The organism is Bradyrhizobium sp. sBnM-33 (assembly GCF_032917945.1).
In the GTDB taxonomy this organism is placed as follows: Bacteria; Pseudomonadota; Alphaproteobacteria; order Rhizobiales; family Xanthobacteraceae; genus Bradyrhizobium.
The window spans coordinates 8,833,320-8,852,699 of the sequence record NZ_CP136624.1; the positions used below are offsets into that span (position 1 = coordinate 8,833,320).

14 protein-coding genes and 1 pseudogene are annotated in these 19,380 nt (G+C 62.9%); 9 read left to right on the forward strand and 6 right to left on the reverse strand.

Annotated features, from left to right (window positions below; all coding sequences use genetic code 11):
• The first annotated feature begins 50 nt into the window (after positions 1 to 50).
• From RX328_RS41585 to RX328_RS41595, 3 genes are all read left to right on the forward strand, one after another.
• Positions 51 to 1,103 (forward strand): acyltransferase family protein, encoded by a 1,053-nt coding sequence (locus tag RX328_RS41585; protein WP_213251092.1) that lies wholly within the window; start codon positions 51 to 53, stop codon positions 1,101 to 1,103.
• A gap of 208 nt (positions 1,104 to 1,311) precedes the next feature.
• A complete protein-coding gene (gene polA, locus RX328_RS41590) occupies positions 1,312 to 4,371 on the forward strand; it encodes a DNA polymerase I (protein ID WP_213251095.1) in 3,060 nt (1,019 codons plus the stop codon).
• A 259-nt stretch (positions 4,372 to 4,630) separates the two neighbouring features.
• A complete protein-coding gene (locus RX328_RS41595; protein WP_213251098.1) occupies positions 4,631 to 5,266 on the forward strand; it encodes a LysE family translocator in 636 nt (211 codons plus the stop codon).
• Between the two features lie 36 nt (positions 5,267 to 5,302).
• Here RX328_RS41595 and RX328_RS41600 read toward each other — a convergent pair whose 3' ends face one another.
• The gene (locus tag RX328_RS41600) at positions 5,303 to 5,929 is read right to left on the reverse strand and encodes a glutathione S-transferase family protein (protein WP_213251101.1); all 627 of its coding nucleotides are present in this window, start codon (positions 5,927 to 5,929) and stop codon (positions 5,303 to 5,305) included.
• Between the two features lie 197 nt (positions 5,930 to 6,126).
• Between RX328_RS41600 and pyrE the strand changes: the two genes are divergently transcribed.
• Positions 6,127 to 6,690 carry an orotate phosphoribosyltransferase gene (gene pyrE / locus RX328_RS41605; RefSeq protein ID WP_213251103.1) on the forward strand — a complete coding sequence of 188 codons (564 nt, stop codon included), beginning with the start codon at positions 6,127 to 6,129 and terminating at the stop codon, positions 6,688 to 6,690.
• Between the two features lie 260 nt (positions 6,691 to 6,950).
• Positions 6,951 to 7,760, forward strand: a complete 810-nt coding sequence (locus RX328_RS41610) for a DUF2865 domain-containing protein (RefSeq protein ID WP_213251106.1) — start codon at positions 6,951 to 6,953, stop codon at positions 7,758 to 7,760.
• 106 nt (positions 7,761 to 7,866) lie between these two features.
• On the opposite strand, the gene RX328_RS41615 is transcribed toward RX328_RS41610, so the two are convergent.
• Positions 7,867 to 8,298 carry a hypothetical protein gene (locus RX328_RS41615; RefSeq protein WP_213251109.1) on the reverse strand — a complete coding sequence of 144 codons (432 nt, stop codon included), beginning with the start codon at positions 8,296 to 8,298 and terminating at the stop codon, positions 7,867 to 7,869.
• 164 nt (positions 8,299 to 8,462) lie between these two features.
• Here RX328_RS41615 and RX328_RS41620 point away from each other — a divergent pair, with 164 nt between their 5' ends.
• A complete protein-coding gene (locus RX328_RS41620; protein ID WP_213251112.1) occupies positions 8,463 to 8,693 on the forward strand; it encodes a hypothetical protein in 231 nt (76 codons plus the stop codon).
• Between the two features lie 17 nt (positions 8,694 to 8,710).
• Here the strand turns inward: RX328_RS41620 and RX328_RS41625 are convergent, their stop codons facing one another.
• Complete coding sequence (locus RX328_RS41625; RefSeq protein WP_213251115.1) at positions 8,711 to 8,941, reverse strand: hypothetical protein; 231 nt, start codon at positions 8,939 to 8,941, stop codon at positions 8,711 to 8,713.
• 242 nt (positions 8,942 to 9,183) lie between these two features.
• Here RX328_RS41625 and RX328_RS41630 point away from each other — a divergent pair, with 242 nt between their 5' ends.
• The 3 genes from RX328_RS41630 (at position 9,184) to rocF (ending at position 13,960) form a co-directional block, all read left to right on the forward strand.
• The gene (locus RX328_RS41630) at positions 9,184 to 11,712 is read left to right on the forward strand and encodes a glycogen/starch/alpha-glucan phosphorylase (RefSeq protein WP_409410776.1); all 2,529 of its coding nucleotides are present in this window, start codon (positions 9,184 to 9,186) and stop codon (positions 11,710 to 11,712) included.
• A gap of 237 nt (positions 11,713 to 11,949) precedes the next feature.
• The gene (locus RX328_RS41635; RefSeq protein WP_213251121.1) at positions 11,950 to 12,768 is read left to right on the forward strand and encodes an acyl-CoA thioesterase; all 819 of its coding nucleotides are present in this window, start codon (positions 11,950 to 11,952) and stop codon (positions 12,766 to 12,768) included.
• A 190-nt stretch (positions 12,769 to 12,958) separates the two neighbouring features.
• A complete protein-coding gene (rocF, locus tag RX328_RS41640) occupies positions 12,959 to 13,960 on the forward strand; it encodes an arginase (RefSeq protein WP_213251123.1) in 1,002 nt (333 codons plus the stop codon).
• A gap of 35 nt (positions 13,961 to 13,995) precedes the next feature.
• Here rocF and RX328_RS41645 read toward each other — a convergent pair whose 3' ends face one another.
• From RX328_RS41645 to RX328_RS41655, 3 genes and pseudogenes are all read right to left on the reverse strand, one after another.
• Positions 13,996 to 15,612, reverse strand: a complete 1,617-nt coding sequence (locus RX328_RS41645) for a phosphoenolpyruvate carboxykinase (RefSeq protein WP_213251125.1) — start codon at positions 15,610 to 15,612, stop codon at positions 13,996 to 13,998.
• 290 nt (positions 15,613 to 15,902) lie between these two features.
• Positions 15,903 to 18,499: pseudogene (locus RX328_RS41650) on the reverse strand (CHAT domain-containing tetratricopeptide repeat protein).
• A gap of 89 nt (positions 18,500 to 18,588) precedes the next feature.
• Positions 18,589 to 19,323 carry a HugZ family protein gene (locus tag RX328_RS41655; RefSeq protein WP_213251128.1) on the reverse strand — a complete coding sequence of 245 codons (735 nt, stop codon included), beginning with the start codon at positions 19,321 to 19,323 and terminating at the stop codon, positions 18,589 to 18,591.
• Positions 19,324 to 19,380: the final 57 nt, after the last annotated feature.

The window sequence follows — 19,380 nt, forward strand, 5'->3', positions numbered from 1 at the left end:
CAACGGATCAGGCCGAAGATGCGGCCACCTCGCGCCAAAAAGGGACACCGATGACTTTAAACGGCACATCCGTCGTCACGGAACGCTCCACCCGCATCGACTGGGTGGATTACGCCAAGGGCATCTGCATCGTCATGGTGGTGATGATGCATTCGGTGCTGGGGGTCGAAGCGGCGGCCGGCCAGACCGGCTTCATGCATGCGTTCGTGATGTTCGCAAAACCGTTCCGGATGCCGGATTTCTTCCTGCTTTCGGGCTTGTTTCTCGCCGTCGTCATCGACCGTGACTGGCGCACCTATCTCGACCGCAAAGTCCTGCACTTCGCATATTTTTATGTGCTGTGGGTGACGATCCAGTTCGGCTTCAAGGCTCCTGGCTTCGCCGCTGAATCGGGTTGGCGGCATGTCGGTGTCATGTATCTGGAATCCTTCATCGAGCCGTTCGGCACGCTGTGGTTCATTTATTTGTTGCCGGTGTTCTTCGTTGTCACAAAACTGTTGCGCGGCGCCCCGCCGCTTGCGATCTGGCTCGCGGCCGCGGCGCTCGAGATGTCGCATATCACGACCGGCTGGACCGTGATCGACGAATTCTGCGGGCGTTTCGTCTATTTCTATTCCGGTTACCTGTTTGCCAACTACGTATTCGCATTGTCGGACCGCGCGCGGGCGCGCCCGGGCTTCGCACTCGTGGGCGTCGCGTTGTGGACGCTCGTCAACGGCGCGCTGGTCGTATCCGGCTTTGACGAATGGCCGCTCGTTTCACTGGCACTCGGCTTCGCGGGCGCGGGCGCCATCATCGCCATGGGCACGCTGCTGGCACGCATGCAGTGGCTGAATTTCCTGCGCTATTGCGGCGAGCATTCCATCGTTATCTATCTCGCCTTCTTCCTGCCGATGGCAGTGACCCGAACGGTGCTGCTGAAGACCGGCTTGATTACCGATATCGGGATGGTCTCGCTGATCGTGACGGTTGCAGGCGTCGCGGGGGCGGTGGTGATCTGGCGGCTGGCGCTGGCGCTGCGAGCGAATTTTCTGTTCGAGCGCCCGGCCGCGTTCTGGATCGTGCCGAAGAAGGCCAGGCCCGCGTTGCAGCCGGCGGAGTAAGGTGCTCGACACACCTGGCTGTCGTGGCCCGGCTTGACCGGGCGACCCAGTACTCCGGGCTCCCTCAGTTGAACACGCCCGCCGCGGCGTACTGGATCACCCGCCTTCGCGGGTGATGACGGCTGTGGGGGTGACGACGGGTGTGTATTGGCCTCAAAATCCCGCTCCCAAGGCTGTCAATCCGCGCAAAAATCCCTAAATTTCGGCCATGCCAAAATCAGCCCCCAAAGCCGCCGCGAAACCCGCTCCCGCCGCCAAAGCCCCTGCCAAGGCGCCCGCCAAAGCCCCCGCCAAAGGCGCCCATGTCTTCCTGGTCGACGGTTCCGGCTACATTTTCCGCGCCTATCACGCGCTGCCGCCGCTGAACCGCAAATCCGACGGGCTGCAGGTCAATGCCGTGCTCGGCTTCTGCAACATGCTGTGGAAGCTGTTGCGCGAGATGCCCGAGGATAACCGGCCGACGCATCTGGCGGTCGTGTTCGACAAATCGGAGATCACGTTCCGCAACAAGCTCTATCCCGATTACAAGGCCCACCGGACAGCGGCGCCGGACGATCTGATCCCGCAATTCGCGCTGATCCGCGAGGCGGTGCGGGCGTTCGATCTGCCGTGCCTGGAACAGGTTGGCTTCGAAGCCGATGATCTGATCGCGACCTATGTCCGCATTGCCTGCGAGCGCGGCGCCTCCGCCACCATCGTGTCCTCGGACAAGGATTTGATGCAGCTCGTGACCGATTGCGTCACCATGTACGACACCATGAAGGACCGCCGCATCGGCATATCAGAAGTGATCGAGAAGTTCGGCGTGCCGCCGGAAAAGGTCGTCGAGGTGCAGGCTTTGGCCGGCGATTCCACCGACAACGTGCCCGGCGTGCCCGGCATCGGCGTCAAGACCGCGGCGCAACTGATCGTCGAATATGGTGACCTCGAAACGCTGCTGCAGCGCGCCGGCGAGATCAAGCAGCCGAAACGGCGCGAGGCCCTGCTCGAGAACGCCGATAAGGCGCGGATCTCGCGGCAACTGGTGCTGCTCGACGACAAGGTCGATCTCGAAGTGCCGCTCGATGACCTTGCCGTGCACGAGCCGGATGCGCGCAAGCTGATCGCCTTCCTCAAGGCGATGGAATTCTCCACCCTCACCCGCCGCGTCGCCGAATATTCGCAGATCGATCCCGCCGATATCGAGCCGGATGCGGGAAACAAAAGTGGCGCCAGTGTCTTCGCGGTGCCGCCATCGGGCAAGAAGCCGGAGGGCTATGTTGAAGGCGCGACGCTGTTCGACAGTCCGCCCGCCGGCAAAGCTGGCACCGCGCCGGGCAAGACCGGCGGCGACAAACAGGACAAGGAGGCGAGCCACAAGGGTACGCCGATATCGCTGGCTGCGGCCCGCGCGGAAGCTGCGCGAAAGCTGCCGGTCGATCGGACCAAGTATCAGACCATCCGCACGTTCGATGAGCTCAATGCCTGGGTTGCGCGGGCCTATGACGCCGGCACTTTTGCGATCGACGCCAAAGCGAGCTCGGACGATCCGATGCAGGCCGACATCTGCGGCATCGCGCTGGCGCTGGCGCCAAACGACGCCTGCTATATTCCACTCACGCACAAGCAATCCGGCGGCGGCGCAGGCCTGTTTGACGCTGGCCTCGCACCGGACCAGATCACGGTCGCCGAGGCGCTGGCGGGGTTGCAGCCGCTGTTGGAATCGCCGGGCATTCTCAAGATCGGCTTCGACATCAAGTTCAGCACCGTGATGCTGGCGCAGCACGGCATCACCCTGTGCAACGTCGACGACGCGCAATTGATGTCGTACGCGCTCGACGCCGGACGCAATTCACATGCGCTGGGGTCACTCGCCGAACGTTGGTTTGGCCATGCCGTGATCGGCGAAAGCGAGCTAATCGGCAACGGCAAGAGCAAGCTCACGTTCGACCAGGTCGCGATCGACAAGGCGACCGCCTACTCGGCCGAAAGCGCCGACGTGATCCTGCGGCTGCATCGCGTGCTCAAGCCCCGGCTCGCCGCGGAGCACATGATGACGGCCTATGAGACCCTGGAGCGGCCGCTGGTCACCGTGCTGGCGCGGATGGAGCGGCGCGGCATTTCGATCGATCGCCAGGTGCTGTCGCGGCTGTCGGGCGATTTCGCCCAGACCGCGGCGCGCGTCGAGGCCGAGTTGCAGGAGATCGCCGGCGAGCCGATCAATGTCGGCAGCCCCAAACAGATCGGCGACATCATCTTCGGCAAGATGGGCATCCCCGGCGGCACCAAGACCAAGACCGGCGCGTGGTCGACCTCGGCGCAGATTCTCGATGAGCTCGCCGAACAGGGCCACGAATTTCCGAAGAAGATTCTGGAGTGGCGGCAGGTCTCAAAACTGAAATCGACCTATACGGACGCGCTACCGAATTACGTGCATCCGCAGACCCATCGCGTGCACACCACTTACGCGCTGGCCGCGACCACCACGGGGCGGCTGTCGTCAAACGAGCCGAACCTGCAGAACATCCCGGTTCGCACCGAGGACGGACGCAAGATCCGCCGCGCCTTTATCGCGACGCCCGGCCACAAGCTGGTGTCGGCGGATTACTCGCAGATCGAACTACGGCTGCTGGCCGAGATCGCCGACATCCCCGTGCTGAAGCAGGCCTTCCGCGACGGGCTCGACATTCACGCCATGACGGCCTCAGAGATGTTCGGCGTGCCGATCAAGGACATGCCGGGCGAGGTGCGCCGCCGGGCGAAAGCGATCAATTTCGGCATCATCTATGGCATCTCCGCGTTTGGCCTCGCCAACCAGCTCGGCATCGCCCGCGAGGAAGCCTCCGCCTACATCAAGAAATATTTCGAGCGCTTCCCCGGCATCCGTGCCTATATGGACGAGACGCGGGATTTCTGCCGCACCAACGGCTACGTCACGACGCTATTTGGCCGGAAGATGCACTACCCCGATATCAAGGCCTCCAACGCCTCGATCCGCTCCTTCAACGAGCGCGCTGCGATCAACGCGCGGCTGCAAGGCACCGCCGCCGACATCATCCGCCGCGCCATGATCCGGATGGAAGATGCGCTGGCGGAGAAGAAGCTGTCGGCTCAGATGCTGTTACAGGTTCATGACGAGTTGATCTTCGAGGTGCCCGACGAGGAAGTGGCGGCGACGCTGCCGGTGGTGCAGCACGTCATGCAGGACGCGCCGTTCCCGGCGGTAGCGCTCTCGGTGCCGCTGCAGGTCGATGCGCGGGCTGCGAATAATTGGGACGAGGCGCATTAGCTGCTCTGTCATCGTCCGGCTTGACCGGACGATCCAGTATTCCAGAGCAGGATTTGTGAAGCGCAATCCGCGCCGCGTTGACCACCGCACTTCTCGGAAGAACCGCAGCGTACTGGGTCGCCCGGCCAAGCCGGGCGATGACAGACGTGTATGTAGATAGGCCTCCATCACCGCCAGAAATGTCCTCGGTGCAATTGCGCAATGGAATCGCCGCGGCTCGCACGCTAGAAACGTGCGCATCCCTCCCCGCGAGTCTCCCATGCCTCACATCACAACGCTGCTTGGTTTTGCCCTGGTCTCGCTCGGCATGGTGCTGACGCCGGGGCCGAACATGATCTACCTGATCTCGCGCTCGATCACGCAAGGGCCGGCGGCCGGGATCGTGTCGCTGGGTGGCGTCGCGCTCGGCTTTGTGTTCTACATGCTGTGCGCGGCGTTTGGGATCACCGCGCTGTTGTTCGCAGTGCCCTATGCTTACGACGCGCTGCGGTTTGCCGGTGCGGCCTATTTGCTGTGGCTGGCGTGGCAGGCACTGAAGCCGAACGGGCGCTCGCCGTTTCAGGTGAAGAAGCTGCAAGTCGACGGCCCGCGCAAATTGTTTGCGATGGGCTTCGTTACCAATCTGCTCAATCCGAAGATTGCAATGCTGTATCTGGCGCTGTTGCCACAGTTCATCGATCCGGCTGTGGGAAGCGTGCTGACGCAGTCGCTGGCGCTCGGCGCGATCCAGATCGTGATCAGCGTCAGCGTCAACTCGATGATCGCGCTCGCCGCCGGATCGATCGCGATGTTTCTAGGCAACCGGGCGACGTGGCTGTTGCTGCAGCGCTGGCTGATGGGGACCGTGCTGGCGGGGCTTGCGGTGAAGATGGCGTTCGAGGCGAAGCGGGCGTGACTTCTTCCTTCTCCCCTTGTGGGAGAACGAAGAAAATCAATCCAACTTCGCTTCCATGCCGCGCTTGGTCGCGGGACGGGCTATCAGGACGTTGTACCAGCGCTCGACGTTCGGAAAGTCCTTCAGCTCCACCTTGTGGCGCGGGTGCCGCCAGGCCCAGCCGAGGATGGCGAAGTCGGCGACCGACAAGGCATCAGCGACGAACTCACGGCCCTCCAGCCGGCGGTCGAGAACGCCGTAGAGCCGGCGGGTTTCGGCCATGAAGCGCTTCAGGCCATAGGCGCGGTCGGTTTCGTTCTCCAGCGCGATGAAATGATGGACCTGGCCGGGCATTGGCCCAAAACCGCCCATCTGCCACATCAGCCACTCATAGACCGGAATGCGCTCGGCCAGCGGCTTGGGCAGGAACTTGCCGGTCTTCTCGCCGAGATAAAGCAGGATCGCGCCTGACTCGAAGATGCTGACCGGCTTGCCGTCGGGGCCGTCGGGATCGACGATCGCCGGGATCTTGTTGTTCGGGCTGAGCTTGAGGAATTCGGGCGCCATCTGCTCGCCCTTGGTGATGTTCACCGGGATCACCTTGTAAGGCAGCCCCATTTCCTCCAATGCGACCGAGATCTTGCGGCCGTTCGGCGTGTTCCAGGTGTGCAGTTCGATCGTCATTTTTTCGTACCCCGCGAAAGCGCGGTATCCACTACCCCGGAACTTCGAGGCGTTACAACAGCGGCTACGGAATACGAGCTGGCAGGCCTGCGCCGGGACGGACATTGTGCCCTGTTGACGGCGCCGGATCGGGGCTGGAATGTGCCTGAAAGCGCCGATAGATTGCGCCCCGCTTGAGAAACCCCGGGAAAACCGCCGTGTCCAAATCAGCCTCCCGCGCCCGTCTCGCCGAGATCATCCGCAAGCGTTCGTTCGGCCGCGGCGAGATCACGCTGGCCTCGGGCCGCAAGAGTGACTTCTATTTCAACCTCAAGCCCACCATGCTCGACCCCGAAGGCGCGGCACTGTTGGCGGAACTGACCTATGAGGCGCTGAAGGACGACAATCTCGATTTCGTCGGTGGGCTGGAGATGGGCGCCGTCCCGCTGGCGGGCGCGATCGCGCAGCTCTCCTGGCTCAAGGGCCACCCGATCGCGGCGTTTTTCGTGCGCAAGAAGCCAAAAGAACATGGCGCCCGCCTCGCAGTCGAGGGGCTGGCCAAGGGCGAGACCCTGCAGGGCAAACGCATCGTGATCGTCGAGGACGTCACCACCACAGGCGGATCGGCGTTGAAGGCCGTCGAGGCTGTGCGCGATGCCGGCGGCGAGATCGTGCTGGTGCTCACCATGGTGGACCGTGAGGAAGGCGCGAGCGAAGCCTTTGCCGAGGCAGGGCTTGAATTTCGTTCGCTGTACAAGGCGGGTGAATTTTTGAAGGCGTGATTGCGGTGCCCCCGCGCACACGGCCGTCATGCCGGGCTTATCCCGGACATCCACGACTTGACCTGCCGGCAGCGAGAAAGACGTGGATGGCCGGGTCAAGCCCTGCCATGCCGAGGAGAGAGCGCGGTTCCTGGCTCACCCCCGCGTTTCTTTCGGCTCTCCCCGCCCCCGCTCACCACTCATTTACCATCCGCCGTTAAGGTTACCCGAACTGAAGCCGTCGCGCTTCAGCGCGTCTGTTGCGTTGGGTGGAGTTGGCGTTGCGTACAGAGTTGGCTTTTTCGCGCGCGCGGCGCCGCGCGACGTTTGTTGCCGCAGCGATCCTTTCGGGCTCTCTCGTGCTCGCGCCCGGCAGCGTTTCCGCCGAAGGCCTGTTCGATTTCCTGTTCGGCGGCGCGCCGAAGCAGCAGACGCGGCAAGCGCCGCAAGCCAATTTCTTCGCGGATCCGTTCGGTATCAATCAGCAGCCATCAGCGCCCGCCCCGGCCCCGCGCGTGGCCGGCTCCGGGCCTGCATTTTGCGTGCGAAGCTGCGACGGAAAATATTTTCCGCTGACCATGCGCGGCAACGCCTCGCCGGTCCAGACCTGCCAGGCGTTCTGCCCGGCCAGCGTCACCAAGGTGTTTTACGGCAGCAATATCGACAGCGCGACCGCCAGTAACGGCGAGCGCTATGCCGACAGCGAGAACGCCTACGCCTATCGCAAGGCGCTAAGTGCCGACTGCACCTGCAACGGCAGAAGCCCGTCCGGGCTTGCCCCGGTCGATCTCATGCTCGACACCTCGCTCCGCTCCGGCGACGTCGTCGCCACCACCGACGGCCTGGTGGCCTATACCGGCGTACGCCTTGGCGTCGACCACGCGGCGGAGTTTACGCCGGTTGCCTCCTATCCCGGCCTTACGGCGGATGTCCGCGCCCGACTCGGCGAAATGAAGGTCGCACCGGTCAGCGCCGAGATGGTCGCCGGCACCGCGCCGCTGCCCGAAGCACGGCGCGACGACGAACTGCCGACCGCCTCGATCCCGAAGACGGCCGCGCCGAAAGCGGTGAAGCGGGCGGAAGCGCGATAGGGCACCCGCAATACGCCGCAGGGCCCAAACACAAAAATTGCGAAAACAACCCCATGCAAAGTAGCGTGGGCCCGGCCTCGCAGCATTCACATAGCTGACGCCAGCACTACCGCCCGACGATGACGCCGATCACGTTCGGCGCCGACAGATATTTTTCCTCGATCGTCGCGCGCGCCGCGGCGCGATTTTCCGGCGTCAGCAATCCGCGCTTCTCGGCGAGAATCATCCAGCAATAACCCCACCAGTCCGTCAGCATACCCTGATCGTCGACGAGGTCGTAGCCCTGCTCGGCCGCAAAAATCCGCGCCTGCGCCTCATCCAGCGAATCGAGAAAGGCGTGGTCCTCGATCGAAAACAGTTCGTCGCTGAAATCATCCGTGGTGTAGCCCCACACCGACATGCAGACCGCGTTGAACTCGCGGTCGATCGCGTCGTCGTCGACGAGCTGGCGACGCGAGGCCTGATGCAGGCGCGACAGTGAGCGTGCGAAATCGGCGATGCGGGTGAGAGCGAACTGATCGAAAGCGATGGTGGACATGTAGTCCTCGCAAGCTCGGATGGCCATAGATGTTGTGCCGGCGTTATGCCGAATCACAATGATATATCAAAGACTTGCTAAAGTGTTCTTAATTTGTTCTAGCTTGGCGCCGAAATTTTGCCTATCAAGATTTTCTACGGCCGGTGCCGCAAGGATCGAGAAGCATGGACGGGACGCAAGCCAGCCAGATCCGGACGCTGTTGCTGGAAGCGGCCGACGCGATCGATCGGGCAAATGCGATCGTATCCACTCTCGACAGCGACGACCGGGCCTTGCTTGCTATACCGCTCGACGAGATTTCGTCCACCTTGCATTTCGAGCTGCTGCAAAAGCTCTATCTCCGGTACCGCGGGCTTGCCGAGGAGGGCGAAGCTTGGAATGGCGCAATGGTATGAACCGCCCGGAACTCCTTTCACGTCGCCGACAACAGCTTGTCGCCGCAGTAATTGGCGTAGAATTTTCCGCCACACTGGCGCTTGATCGCGGCACAGCGCGCCGCGGGTGAAGCGCCCTTCGCAACGCTGAAGGAACAACCCAGACCGTCGGCGCTCTTGCCGGACTTGCCCGCGGCAAAGGCTGCGCTGGTCGCACTCAAGCAGACGACCAACAACGCAGTGGCGGCGATCTCGATCGTCAATCTCATGGCAGGCCTCCCGTTCTGACGGCACGCGTGTCCTTCCCGCGCACTAGCACCCGTTACCAAAATCCTAGCGATCTCTTGACTTCGTACTTCAATCATAACACCAAAGGCGGGCCGCCGGTGCCGCGAAATCGGCCCGGTCTTTGCATAAAATCATACCAGCGCAGTGCACAACATACTCCCGCGTTCTCCGGCGTTTCGATTGCCGGACAAGGCGCGTATGTTCGTTATGAGTCAACGCAGGGATCGACGTGTTGCAGGAACAAATCGCAGGGAACTATCCGGCACTTGGCCAGCCGGTCGACGAACTCGCGTTGGCCGAGATCAAGGGCGCCATTCTAGCCAAGCTGCGCCTTGCGATCGGCAAGGACGCCGGCATGGCGACGCGTCGTGATTGGTACAAGGCCGCGGCGCTGGCGCTGCGCGACCGCATCGTGCACCGCTGGCTAATGGCCGAGAAGGAAAGCTACGATGCGGGCAGCAAGCGGGTCTATTACCTCTCGCTCGAGTTCCTGATCGGCCGTCTGTTCACCGACGCGCTGAACAATATGGGCCTATTGCCGGTGTTCGAGGCGGCGCTCGGCGATCTCGGCGTCGACCTGGATGATTTGCGCAAATGCGAGCCGGACGCAGCGCTCGGCAATGGCGGCCTCGGGCGGCTTGCGGCGTGCTTCATGGAAAGCATGGCCACGCTCGCGATTCCAGCTATCGGATACGGCATCCGCTACGATTTCGGCCTGTTCCGCCAGATCATTTCGCAGGGTTGGCAGCAGGAATATCCGGACGAATGGCTGAGCTTCGGCAACCCCTGGGAATTCTTGCGGGCGGAAGTGGTCTATCACATTCATTTCGGCGGTTTTGTCGATCATGTCGACGACGGCGGGCGCGACCGCGCAACGTGGCGCCCGGCGGAAACCGTGCAGGCCGTCGCCTATGACACGCCGATCGTGGGCTGGCGCGGCCAACACGTGAACGCGCTGCGGCTATGGTCGGCGCGCTCGCCCGACCCGCTGCGGCTCGACGTCTTCAACACCGGCGACTACCTCGGCGCCGTCGCCGAGGAAGCGCGGGCGGAATCGATTTGCAAATTCCTCTACCCGAACGACGAGAGCCCGGCGGGCCGCGAACTGCGGCTACGGCAGGAATATTTCTTCGTCTCGGCCTCGCTGCAGGACCTGGTCAAGCGGCACCTCGCCTCCGACGGACAGTTGCGCAGCTTGGCGTCGAAGGTCGCGGTGCAGCTCAACGACACCCATCCGAGCCTTGCCGTCACCGAGCTGATGCGCATCCTGGTCGATCTGCACAATTTCCGCTGGGACGAGGCGTGGAAGATCACGGTGGCGACGCTGTCCTACACCAATCACACGCTGCTGCCGGAAGCGCTGGAGACCTGGCCGGTCGAACTGTTCGAGCGGCTGCTGCCGCGGCATCTCGAAATCATCTACCGCATCAATGCCGCGCATCTGGCGCTGGCTGATCAGCGTTGTCCGGGCGACATCGAATATCGCGCGTCGGTGTCGTTGATCGACGAGAAATCCGGACGCCGCGTGCGGATGGGGCAGCTCGCCTTCGTCGGTTCGCACCGCATCAACGGCGTGTCCGCAATGCACTCCGACCTGATGAAAGAGACCGTGTTCCACGATCTCAATCATCTCTATCCCGGCCGCATCACCAACAAGACCAACGGCATCACCTTCCGCCGCTGGCTGATGCTGGCCAACCCAAAGCTCACTGGCCTTATGCGCGAGGTCTGCGGCGAGGCCGTGCTCGACGATTTCTCGCTGCTCGAGCGCCTTGAGGCGCGCGCCAGCGACAACGCGTTCCAGCAGCGCTTTCGCGAGGTCAAGCATCACAACAAGCTGGCGCTGGCGCGGCTCATAAACGAGCGCCTTGGCGTCAAGATCGATCCGTCGGTATTGTTCGACGTCCAGATCAAGCGCATCCACGAGTACAAGCGGCAATTGCTCAATGTCGTCGAGACCATTGCGCTGTACCAGGCGATCAAGGACGAGCCGCAGCGCGACTGGGTGCCGCGCGTAAAAATCTTCGCCGGTAAGGCGGCGGCGAGCTATCGCTACGCCAAGCTGATCATCAAGCTGATCAACGATGTTGCCGAAGTCGTCAACAACGACCCTGATGTCGCAGGAAGGCTGAAGGTCGTCTTTCTCGCCGACTACAATGTCAGCCTCGCCGAAGTGATCATTCCGGCCGCCGATCTATCCGAACAGATTTCGACCGCCGGCATGGAGGCTTCCGGTACCGGTAACATGAAGCTGGCGCTGAACGGCGCGCTGACGATCGGCACGCTCGACGGCGCCAATATCGAAATCCGTGACCATGTCGGCGCGGAGAACATCGCGATTTTCGGCATGGAGGCCGGCGACGTCATGGTTCGGCGCAAGCAGGGCCTGGATGCGACCGATGTGATCAGCCGCTCGCCGCGGCTGGCGCGAGCCATTACCGCGATCGAGAGTGGCGCCTTCTCGCCGGACGATCGCGCCCGCTTTGCCTCGATCGGCCACGCGCTGCGCTACCTCGACCACTACATGGTCTCGGCCGATTTCGATTCATATTACGCGGCGCAGCGCGGCATCGACGCGCGCTGGCAGGTTGTCCCGGCCTGGACCCGCGCCTCGATCCTCAATGTCGCGCGGATGCCATGGTTCTCCTCCGACCGCACCATCCGGGAGTATGCCGAGGAGATCTGGAACGTGCCGGTGCGGGCGGCTGCGGTGGTGCCGGAGGCAGGCGCCCAGCGCGGGGCGACGCGGTAATTTCGGGACACGGGAATCCATTATTTCTTGCGTAATTGAATTCGTTGGGATTGCAGTGATACTGCATCCACGTCTTTGCGAGGAGCGCAAGCGACGAAGCAATCCACTTCTCCGCTTGCGGCGCAATGGATTGCTTCCGCGGAGCCTGTCATCGGGCGGGCATTCGCCCAACCCGTTGGCTCGCAATGACGGCCCCTGCGGCACCTCCGTCGCGCCTCTGAAGATCGAAGAGTATCAATGCTCACCAAAGGCCCACATCTTTTCGACGACGCCACGCAGGTCACCGCCGGCGACAGTTGCTGGCAAGGCAGGACCAGCCCGGACTATTGGGCATTTGTCGGCCCGTTCGGCGGCTGCACGGCCGCCACCATCCTGCGCGCGCTGATGGAGCATCCGCAGCGTGCCGGCGATCCGTTGTCGCTCACGGTGAATTTCTGCGCACCGATCGCGGAGGGCGGCTTCGATCTCGACGTGCGCCTGGCGAAGGGCAACCGCTCGAGCCAGCATTGGTGCGTGGAGATGACGCAGGGCGGCGGCGACGTCGCGACGCTGGCGACCGCGGTGTTCGCCGAGCGCCGTCCGTCCTGGTCGCATCAGCAGGCAAAATTTCCGGGCGCTAAGCCGTTTGAGCAGGCACGTTCGTTCCCGAACACGCCGATGACCTGGACGCACCAGTACGATTTCCGCTTTGTCGAGGGCGAGCCGAGTTTCTACGGCTCGCCTGCCGCGGTGCCGCTCGATGCATTCTCCAAACAATGGATCGGCGACCGCGCGCCGCGGAAGATCGACATGCTGTCGCTGATGTCGATGTCGGACGCCTTCTTCGGACGGATTTTCCTGGCTCGCCGCGAACTGGTTCCATTCGGAACGGTGTCGCTCACGACGTATTTTCATACCGCGTCAGAAGAACTGGGGGCCGAGGATATCACCCATGTGCTGGCGGTGGCCGACGCCAGAACTTTCCACAGGAGTTATGGCGACCAGCACGGCGAATTGTGGTCGCCGTCGGGACGCCTCCTCGCAACCACGACGCAAATCGCCTATTTCAAGGCGTGAGCACCGGGTCACTTTAGACCCTCATGGTAAGGAGGCGCATCAGCGCCGTCTCGAACCACGAGGCCCCCGCCTGTGCCATTCATCCTTCGAGACGCCGCTAAGCGGCTCCTCAGTATGAGGTCTGACAGAAGGTGGGGAGGCACTGGCGGCTCGCGCTTTGCACCCTGCGATTCATCGAAAGGTGGCCTGCATGTCCGACGCCAATGCTCCCCGCATCGCCCTGCTCGGTGTCCCCCTCGAGATCGGCGCCTCGCAGGCTGGCACGCTGATGGGACCGGCGGCGCTGCGCACCGCAGGCATCGGCCGCATCCTCGATCAACTCGGCTTTACCGTCGAAGATCATGGCGACATGCCGACGCCGGCCATTGCTCCCTCCGAGGGTCCGCCGCCGGCAAACGCCAAATATTACGACGTGATCAAAACCTGGATCCGCGCGCTCAGCGAGCGTTCGTATTTGCTCGCGCAATCCGGCGCCGTTCCGATCTTCATGGGCGGCGATCACTCGCTCTCGATGGGATCGGCGAACGGCGTCGCACGCTACTGGCAGGAACAGGGCCGGCCGTTGTTCGTGCTGTGGCTCGATGCCCATGCCGATTACAACACGCCGCAGACAACCGAGACCGGCAACATGCATGGCATGTCGGCGGCCTTTCTCTGCGGCGAGAGCGGCCTCGAGGGCCTGCTCGGCAACGTGCCCCGCGCCTCGATCGGTCCCGAGCGGCTCGATCTGTTCGGCATCCGCTCGATCGATCCGCTGGAGAAGAAGCTGGTGTTCGACCGCTGCGTCGCGATCGCCGACATGCGCGCGATCGACGAGTTCGGCGTCGGCGTCCTGATCCGGCGCGTGATCGAGCGCGTCAGGGCAAGCAACGGGGTGCTGCATTTAAGCTTCGATGTCGATTTTCTAGATCCTGCGGTCGCCCCCGGCGTCGGCACCACGGTACCGGGCGGCGCGACCTATCGCGAAGCGCATCTCATCATGGAGTTGCTGCACGATTCCGGTCTGGTGCGATCAGTTGACGTCGTCGAGCTGAACCCGTTCCTCGACGAACGCGGCCGCACCGCGCGCGTTGCGGTCGAATTGATCAGCAGCCTGTTCGGCCTGCAGATCGCCGATCGCCGCACGCCCAGCAACGCGGTCTTTCCGGACAACAGCCAAATTCGTCGAAAAAGCAGAAAGGGCGGCCCATGAAGCCGCCCTTTGGAGCAGTTGATTGCGTTTGAGCCTTATTCCGCCGCGAGCTTCAAATCCGGCGCGGCGGCGCGGACTTCGGCGTCAACCTGGGCTTCGAACTTGGCAAAGTTCTTCTGGAACATGCCGACCAGGCTACGGGCAGTCTTGTCGAACTCGGCCTTGTCCTTCCAGGTGTTGACCGGATTGAGGATCTCGCTGGGAACGCCCGGAAGCGCGGTCGGCACCGCGAAGCCGAAATACTTGTCGGTGCGGAATTCGACATTGCGCAACGAACCATCGAGCGCCGCGGTCAGCAGCGCGCGCGTCACCTTGATCGGCATGCGGCTGCCGATGCCGTATTTGCCGCCGGTCCAGCCGGTGTTGACCAGCCAGCAATCGACATTGTGCCTGGCGATCAGCTCGCGCAGCATGTTGCCGTAGACGGAGGGATCGAGCGGCAGGAACGGCGAGCCGAAGCAGGTGGAGAATTCCGGCTGCGGCTCATTGCCGAGACCGCGTTCGGTGCCCGCGACCTTGGCGGTATAGCCGGACAGGAAATGATACATCGCCTGCGCCGGCGAGAGCTTTGCAATCGGCGGCAATACGCCGAAAGCGTCCGCGGCCAGCATCACGACATTCTTCGGCTGGCCGGCGCGGCCGGTGCGCGAAGCGTTCGGGATGAAGTCGAGCGGGTAGGCCGAACGGGTGTTTTCGGTCTTCGAACCGTCGTCGAAGTCAGGCACGCGGGTATCTTCGTCGAGCACCACATTCTCGAGCACGGCGCCGAAGCGGCTGCTGGCGGCGAAGATCTGCGGCTCGGCTTCCTTCGACAGCTTGATGCACTTGGCGTAGCAGCCGCCTTCGAAATTGAAGACGCCGTCGTTACCCCAGCCATGCTCGTCGTCGCCGATCAGCGTGCGGTTGGGATCGGCCGACAGCGTGGTTTTTCCGGTACCGGACAGGCCAAAGAAAATCGCGGTGTCGCCCTTGGGGCCGACATTGGCCGAGCAGTGCATCGGCAGCACGCCCTTGGCGGGCAGGTAATAATTCAGCGTGGTGAAGACCGACTTCTTCATCTCGCCGGCATAATAAGACCCGCCGATCAGGACGATCTTGCGGGCGAAATCGATCGCGACGACGTTCTCCGAGCGCACGCCGTGACGTTTAGGATCGGCGCGGAAGCTCGGCAGGTCGATGATGGTGAGCTCAGGCACGAAATCGCGGAGCGCCGAAGCTTCAGGCCGGATCAACAGCGTGCGGATGAACAGCGAGTGCCAGGCAAGCTCGGTGAAGACGCGGGTCTTGATCTGGAAGCTCGGATCGGCGCCGCCGTAAAGATCCTGCGCGAACAGCGTCATGCCTTCCGCATGCTTGAGGAAGTCGGCATAGAGCGCAGCGAACTGATCCGAGGTGATCGACTGGTTGCCGGCCCACCACATGTTCTTATCGGTGGTCGCATCGCGGACCGTGAACTTGTCCTTGGGACTGCGGCCGGTGAATTCACCGGTGTCCGCGCACAGCGCGCCGTCGGCCGACAACACCGCTTCGCCGGCCGCGAGTGAATATTGATAAAGCTGCGGCGCGCCGAGATTCCAGTGCACCGTCTTGAGATTTTTTAAGCCGAACTTGTCGGCACCGAAGGCACCGTTGCGTAGACCCGTCTCTTGCACGAAGAAAATCCTCCTCGAACCCGCGTTACTCGAAGCGCGCGCATGTCGCTAGACGCGTGCTGTCGCGGTGAACCCTGAATATAGCCTTCCGGCCTCGGTGCGGCGACCTATATTGATGAACGCCGTGCTTGCCAAGCCGATCCACGCGATTTGGTTTATTCCAGCGCGGAAGGTTGATTTGCATCAATCGCTTGCTGCACTGCTTTTAGCCGTTTGCCTATCATGGTTGCGCGACCATCAGGCGCGGGCTCGCCCTCGCGGAGAATGCTGCGCCGCACAATCAGAATATTTCAGTGCCCAGCACCTTCTCCGATCAGCGCAAACGGCGCCCAGAACGCCGGATAGGCATTGCGCGGTGAGGACGTATCGTTGAGATAAGCAAGCATTGCCTGACGCAACGCTTGAGCGCGGCCTAATTTGGGATCGGCCTTCATGCGGTCGAAGGTCGAAATCGAAAGCCGGGTGGCAGCTTCCGAATTGACCGCCCAATGCGAGACCAACAGCGCCCGCGCACCTGCATAGAAGAACGATCGCGCAAGGCCCGAGAGCGCTTCGGCGCCGGGCTTGTCGCCGGCGATCGTATTGCAGGCTGATAGCACCACCCAATCGGCATTGAGCTTCAACTGCGCGACTTCGCTCGCGGTGAGCAGGCCGTCATCGAACTCCGACGGTTGTTTCGGAATGCTCAACACCAGCGACGGTTCGGCAAGGCCTTTGACGTCACCGGCCACGAGACCATGGGTGGCGAAATAGACGATGCCGTAATCGGCGAGCTGTGTGCGCTTGAGCGTGGTTTCGCTGGCATCTTCGCCGAGATGAATGTCGGCAGCCGCGACGCCGAGGTTCTTGGCAACTGCGTTCAATTCGTCGGCGGTGTCGGGCAATTGCGGCAAGGCATCCGCCAGACGCGCGCGATCGACGCCGGCACCCTGCCAGAAATCGGTGTAGGCGCCGGTCGCAAGACTGCGCGCGGCTGTCCTGGTGGGGCGATTGCCATCAGCGGGTTTCGCACCGGGGTTGAAAACGGGATCGCCAAAGCCGGTCATCGGCTTGGTGCTTTGCTCTTTGCGCGCAAACACGCGCAGCGCTTTCAGGCTCGCGGCAGACGGCAATATTGAGACCGCCTGGCGCTTCAACAACCAGGCCGCGTCACGATAGCCCTCGAATGTCTCCGGGATGGCGGCCTTCGGCCTTTCGGTCACCAGCAGATGGAACGGCAGCGCCGTCAACGCACCCGACGCCACCACCAGAAGCGACGGCTTGTCTTGATCAACGCATCGACCGGCGCAAGCAGCGTCTCATACAGCTCATTGGCGCGCGCCAGATCGAACAGACCGGATTTTCCCGAAGCATCGCTTGCAATACCGAGATCGAGCCCGCGGCGGAACCCAGCGATCTTCTGCGACAACGCTTCCGCCCCGCGCGGGATCAGCTTCCAGTCAAAGCTCTCGCGGGTGATCGCGATGACGTAGCTTTCTACCTCGGTGACCGCGAACAGCACCATCGCCTCGTCGCCTGACAACAGCGACTGAATTTCGTTCACCGTTAGCGGCAGCGGATTCGACAGGGCGGCGTAGTCGGGAAATTCCGCAGATAAGGTCTTTTGCAGCCACGCTCGCTCTGTCGAAATGGCGGCAAGCCGGGCTCGGGCGCGCTGCTCGGAGGCCGCGTCGCGCTTCGACCGTTCCTTCGAGACGGCCGCCAGGATCGACTTGTCCAGCGCTTCCGCTTCGCTGGCGATATCCTGATCGCGGCGAACCAGGTCGGCGAGGCGATCGCTTCCTGCAGCCAGCCGCACGGCGAGCTTGTTGACCGCGGATGCGACCGACGACTGGGTGCCGCGCTGGATCACGTTGAGCATATCGTTCACGGCTTTGTCGCGCGGCATTAATTGCTGGCGCTCCGCGTCTGCCAGTACCGGAAGGGCAGCGCGGGGTTGCGCGTGCCCATTTCCGATCAGCCGCTGCACCAACGGCAGCGCGTCGCCGGGACGGCCCGCCGCCTGATAGAACGACGCCAGATTGTTGGTCGACGTCGCGGTATCGGGATGGTCCGGGCCGACGGCACGCTCGCGGATGGCGAGCGCCCGCTCGAACAACGGCTGCACCTCGGCATAACGGCCCTGCCGCTCATAGAGGTCGGCGAGATTGTTCAGGGAGCGCGCCACATCCGGATGCTCGCGGCCCAGCACTTTTTCGCGGATCGCGAGCGACCGCCGGATCAGCGGCTCGGCTTCGGCATAGCGGCGCTGGACCTTCGTGACCTGGCCGAGATTGTTCAAGAGCGTCGCCACCGCGGGATGCTCGGGGCCTGCCGCTTTTTCGTAGATCGCCAGCGCCCGTCTGAACAACGGCTCGGAATCGCCATGGCGGCCGGGCTTCTCGTAGTGCGTCGCCAGATTGTTCAGGGATTGACCGAGGTCTGGATGGCCTGATGGCAGCGATCTTTCGCGCACCGCCAGCGCGCGTTTGAACAACGGCTCGGCGTCAGCATAGCGCTGCTGCCGCTGATACAGCGCGGCCAGATTGTTCAACGTCGCCGCAACCTCCGGCGAGTCGCTCCCCACCGCCTTCTCCAGGATCGCGATGGCCCGCTTGAACAGCGGCTCGGCCTCGCTATCCCTGCCCTGGTTGCCGTAGGCCTCCGCCAGATTGTTTAGCGCCGCGCCGACATCGCGATGCGCCGGACCGAATTTTTTCTCGAGGCTTTCGACCTGTCCCCGTGCCAGCGCGACGGCTTCCGCGTATTTTCCGGCGCGGCCAAGCTCCCTGATTTTGGAGCTGAGCGCGGCGACATCGCCTTTTTGCGCCAGCGATGGGGCGGAGAGGCACGTGCCCGACAACAGCGCGAGGCACACTGAAAATATCAATCGATTGCGGGATTTCATGCGGGCTTTCGCTGTCACCTTTGCGCGGGCTTTGATTAGGTCGCGGAAACGTCCGCACCCGTTCAATCCGCGCTCAATGACAACAAGCGTTAACCCTTCGCCCGCGCCTCGCCGGCCAGCCGCACCAGCATCTTGCGCAGCTCCGTGCCATTGGTCACCCGGTCCGGGAAATCCAGCCGCAGCGTCGCGCTATCAGCCTGCATGTCCAGGCCGTCGGGGTCGCAACCGGTGCAGCGCCAGTCCGCGGACTCGGCGCCCAGCAGTCTGGTCGCGTAGAGGTTCATCGCCTCGCGGTGATCCTCGTTCATATGCTCGACGGCGCCCTGCTCGGCTTGCAGCAAATCGGCGGCATCGCCGATCTCGGTCAGAAACTGCTCAGGCTTGAGGTCGATGATGCGGCCGAATCCAGCGACCAGATGGAGGCCTGACGGGACGATCCGGAAAAACGAGAAGTCCTTGAAATCCACAAACGCTTCCGCTGATCGATGAGCGTTGAGATAGCGCCGGCGCAGGATTTTCGCAGCTTCCCCTTGCGCCTCCTCGGCCCGGCCAGCCAGCATGATCCGCGCGCCCTCCAGGGGATCGCCGGCGGCGCGTTCGTCCAACATCAGCGACACCCTGCTGTCGGCGAGGATGTTCTTCGTGTGCAATGCCAGCCGCGAAAGCAGCAGAATCGGCGACGCATCCGCATGGCTGGCAACGTTCACCAGCGAGCAATAGGGATCGCCGCTTTCGGGCATAAGCGTGGCCAGTGCGCCCTGCCGACACCGTCGCAGCAGTGATCGGGCGAGTTTGGAAGCATCAAAATTTGCGGTCGGATCCATGGTTCCTTTCCGGCCATCTTATTGCAAAAAAGGGCCTTTTCTCAGATGGTCAGGGTG

Bases quoted from the DNA above. Each gene is read 5' to 3' on its own strand.
- RX328_RS41585 (WP_213251092.1), top strand. From the start codon at position 51: ATGACTTTAAACGGCACATCCGTCGTCACGGAACGCTCCACCCGCATC.
- polA (WP_213251095.1), top strand. From the start codon at position 1,312: ATGCCAAAATCAGCCCCCAAAGCCGCCGCGAAACCCGCTCCCGCCGCC.
- RX328_RS41595 (WP_213251098.1), top strand. From the start codon at position 4,631: ATGCCTCACATCACAACGCTGCTTGGTTTTGCCCTGGTCTCGCTCGGC.
- RX328_RS41600 (WP_213251101.1), bottom strand. From the start codon at position 5,929: ATGACGATCGAACTGCACACCTGGAACACGCCGAACGGCCGCAAGATC.
- RX328_RS41615 (WP_213251109.1), bottom strand. From the start codon at position 8,298: ATGTCCACCATCGCTTTCGATCAGTTCGCTCTCACCCGCATCGCCGAT.
- RX328_RS41620 (WP_213251112.1), top strand. From the start codon at position 8,463: ATGGACGGGACGCAAGCCAGCCAGATCCGGACGCTGTTGCTGGAAGCG.
- RX328_RS41625 (WP_213251115.1), bottom strand. From the start codon at position 8,941: ATGAGATTGACGATCGAGATCGCCGCCACTGCGTTGTTGGTCGTCTGC.
- RX328_RS41635 (WP_213251121.1), top strand. From the start codon at position 11,950: ATGCTCACCAAAGGCCCACATCTTTTCGACGACGCCACGCAGGTCACC.
- rocF (WP_213251123.1), top strand. From the start codon at position 12,959: ATGTCCGACGCCAATGCTCCCCGCATCGCCCTGCTCGGTGTCCCCCTC.
- RX328_RS41655 (WP_213251128.1), bottom strand. From the start codon at position 19,323: ATGGATCCGACCGCAAATTTTGATGCTTCCAAACTCGCCCGATCACTG.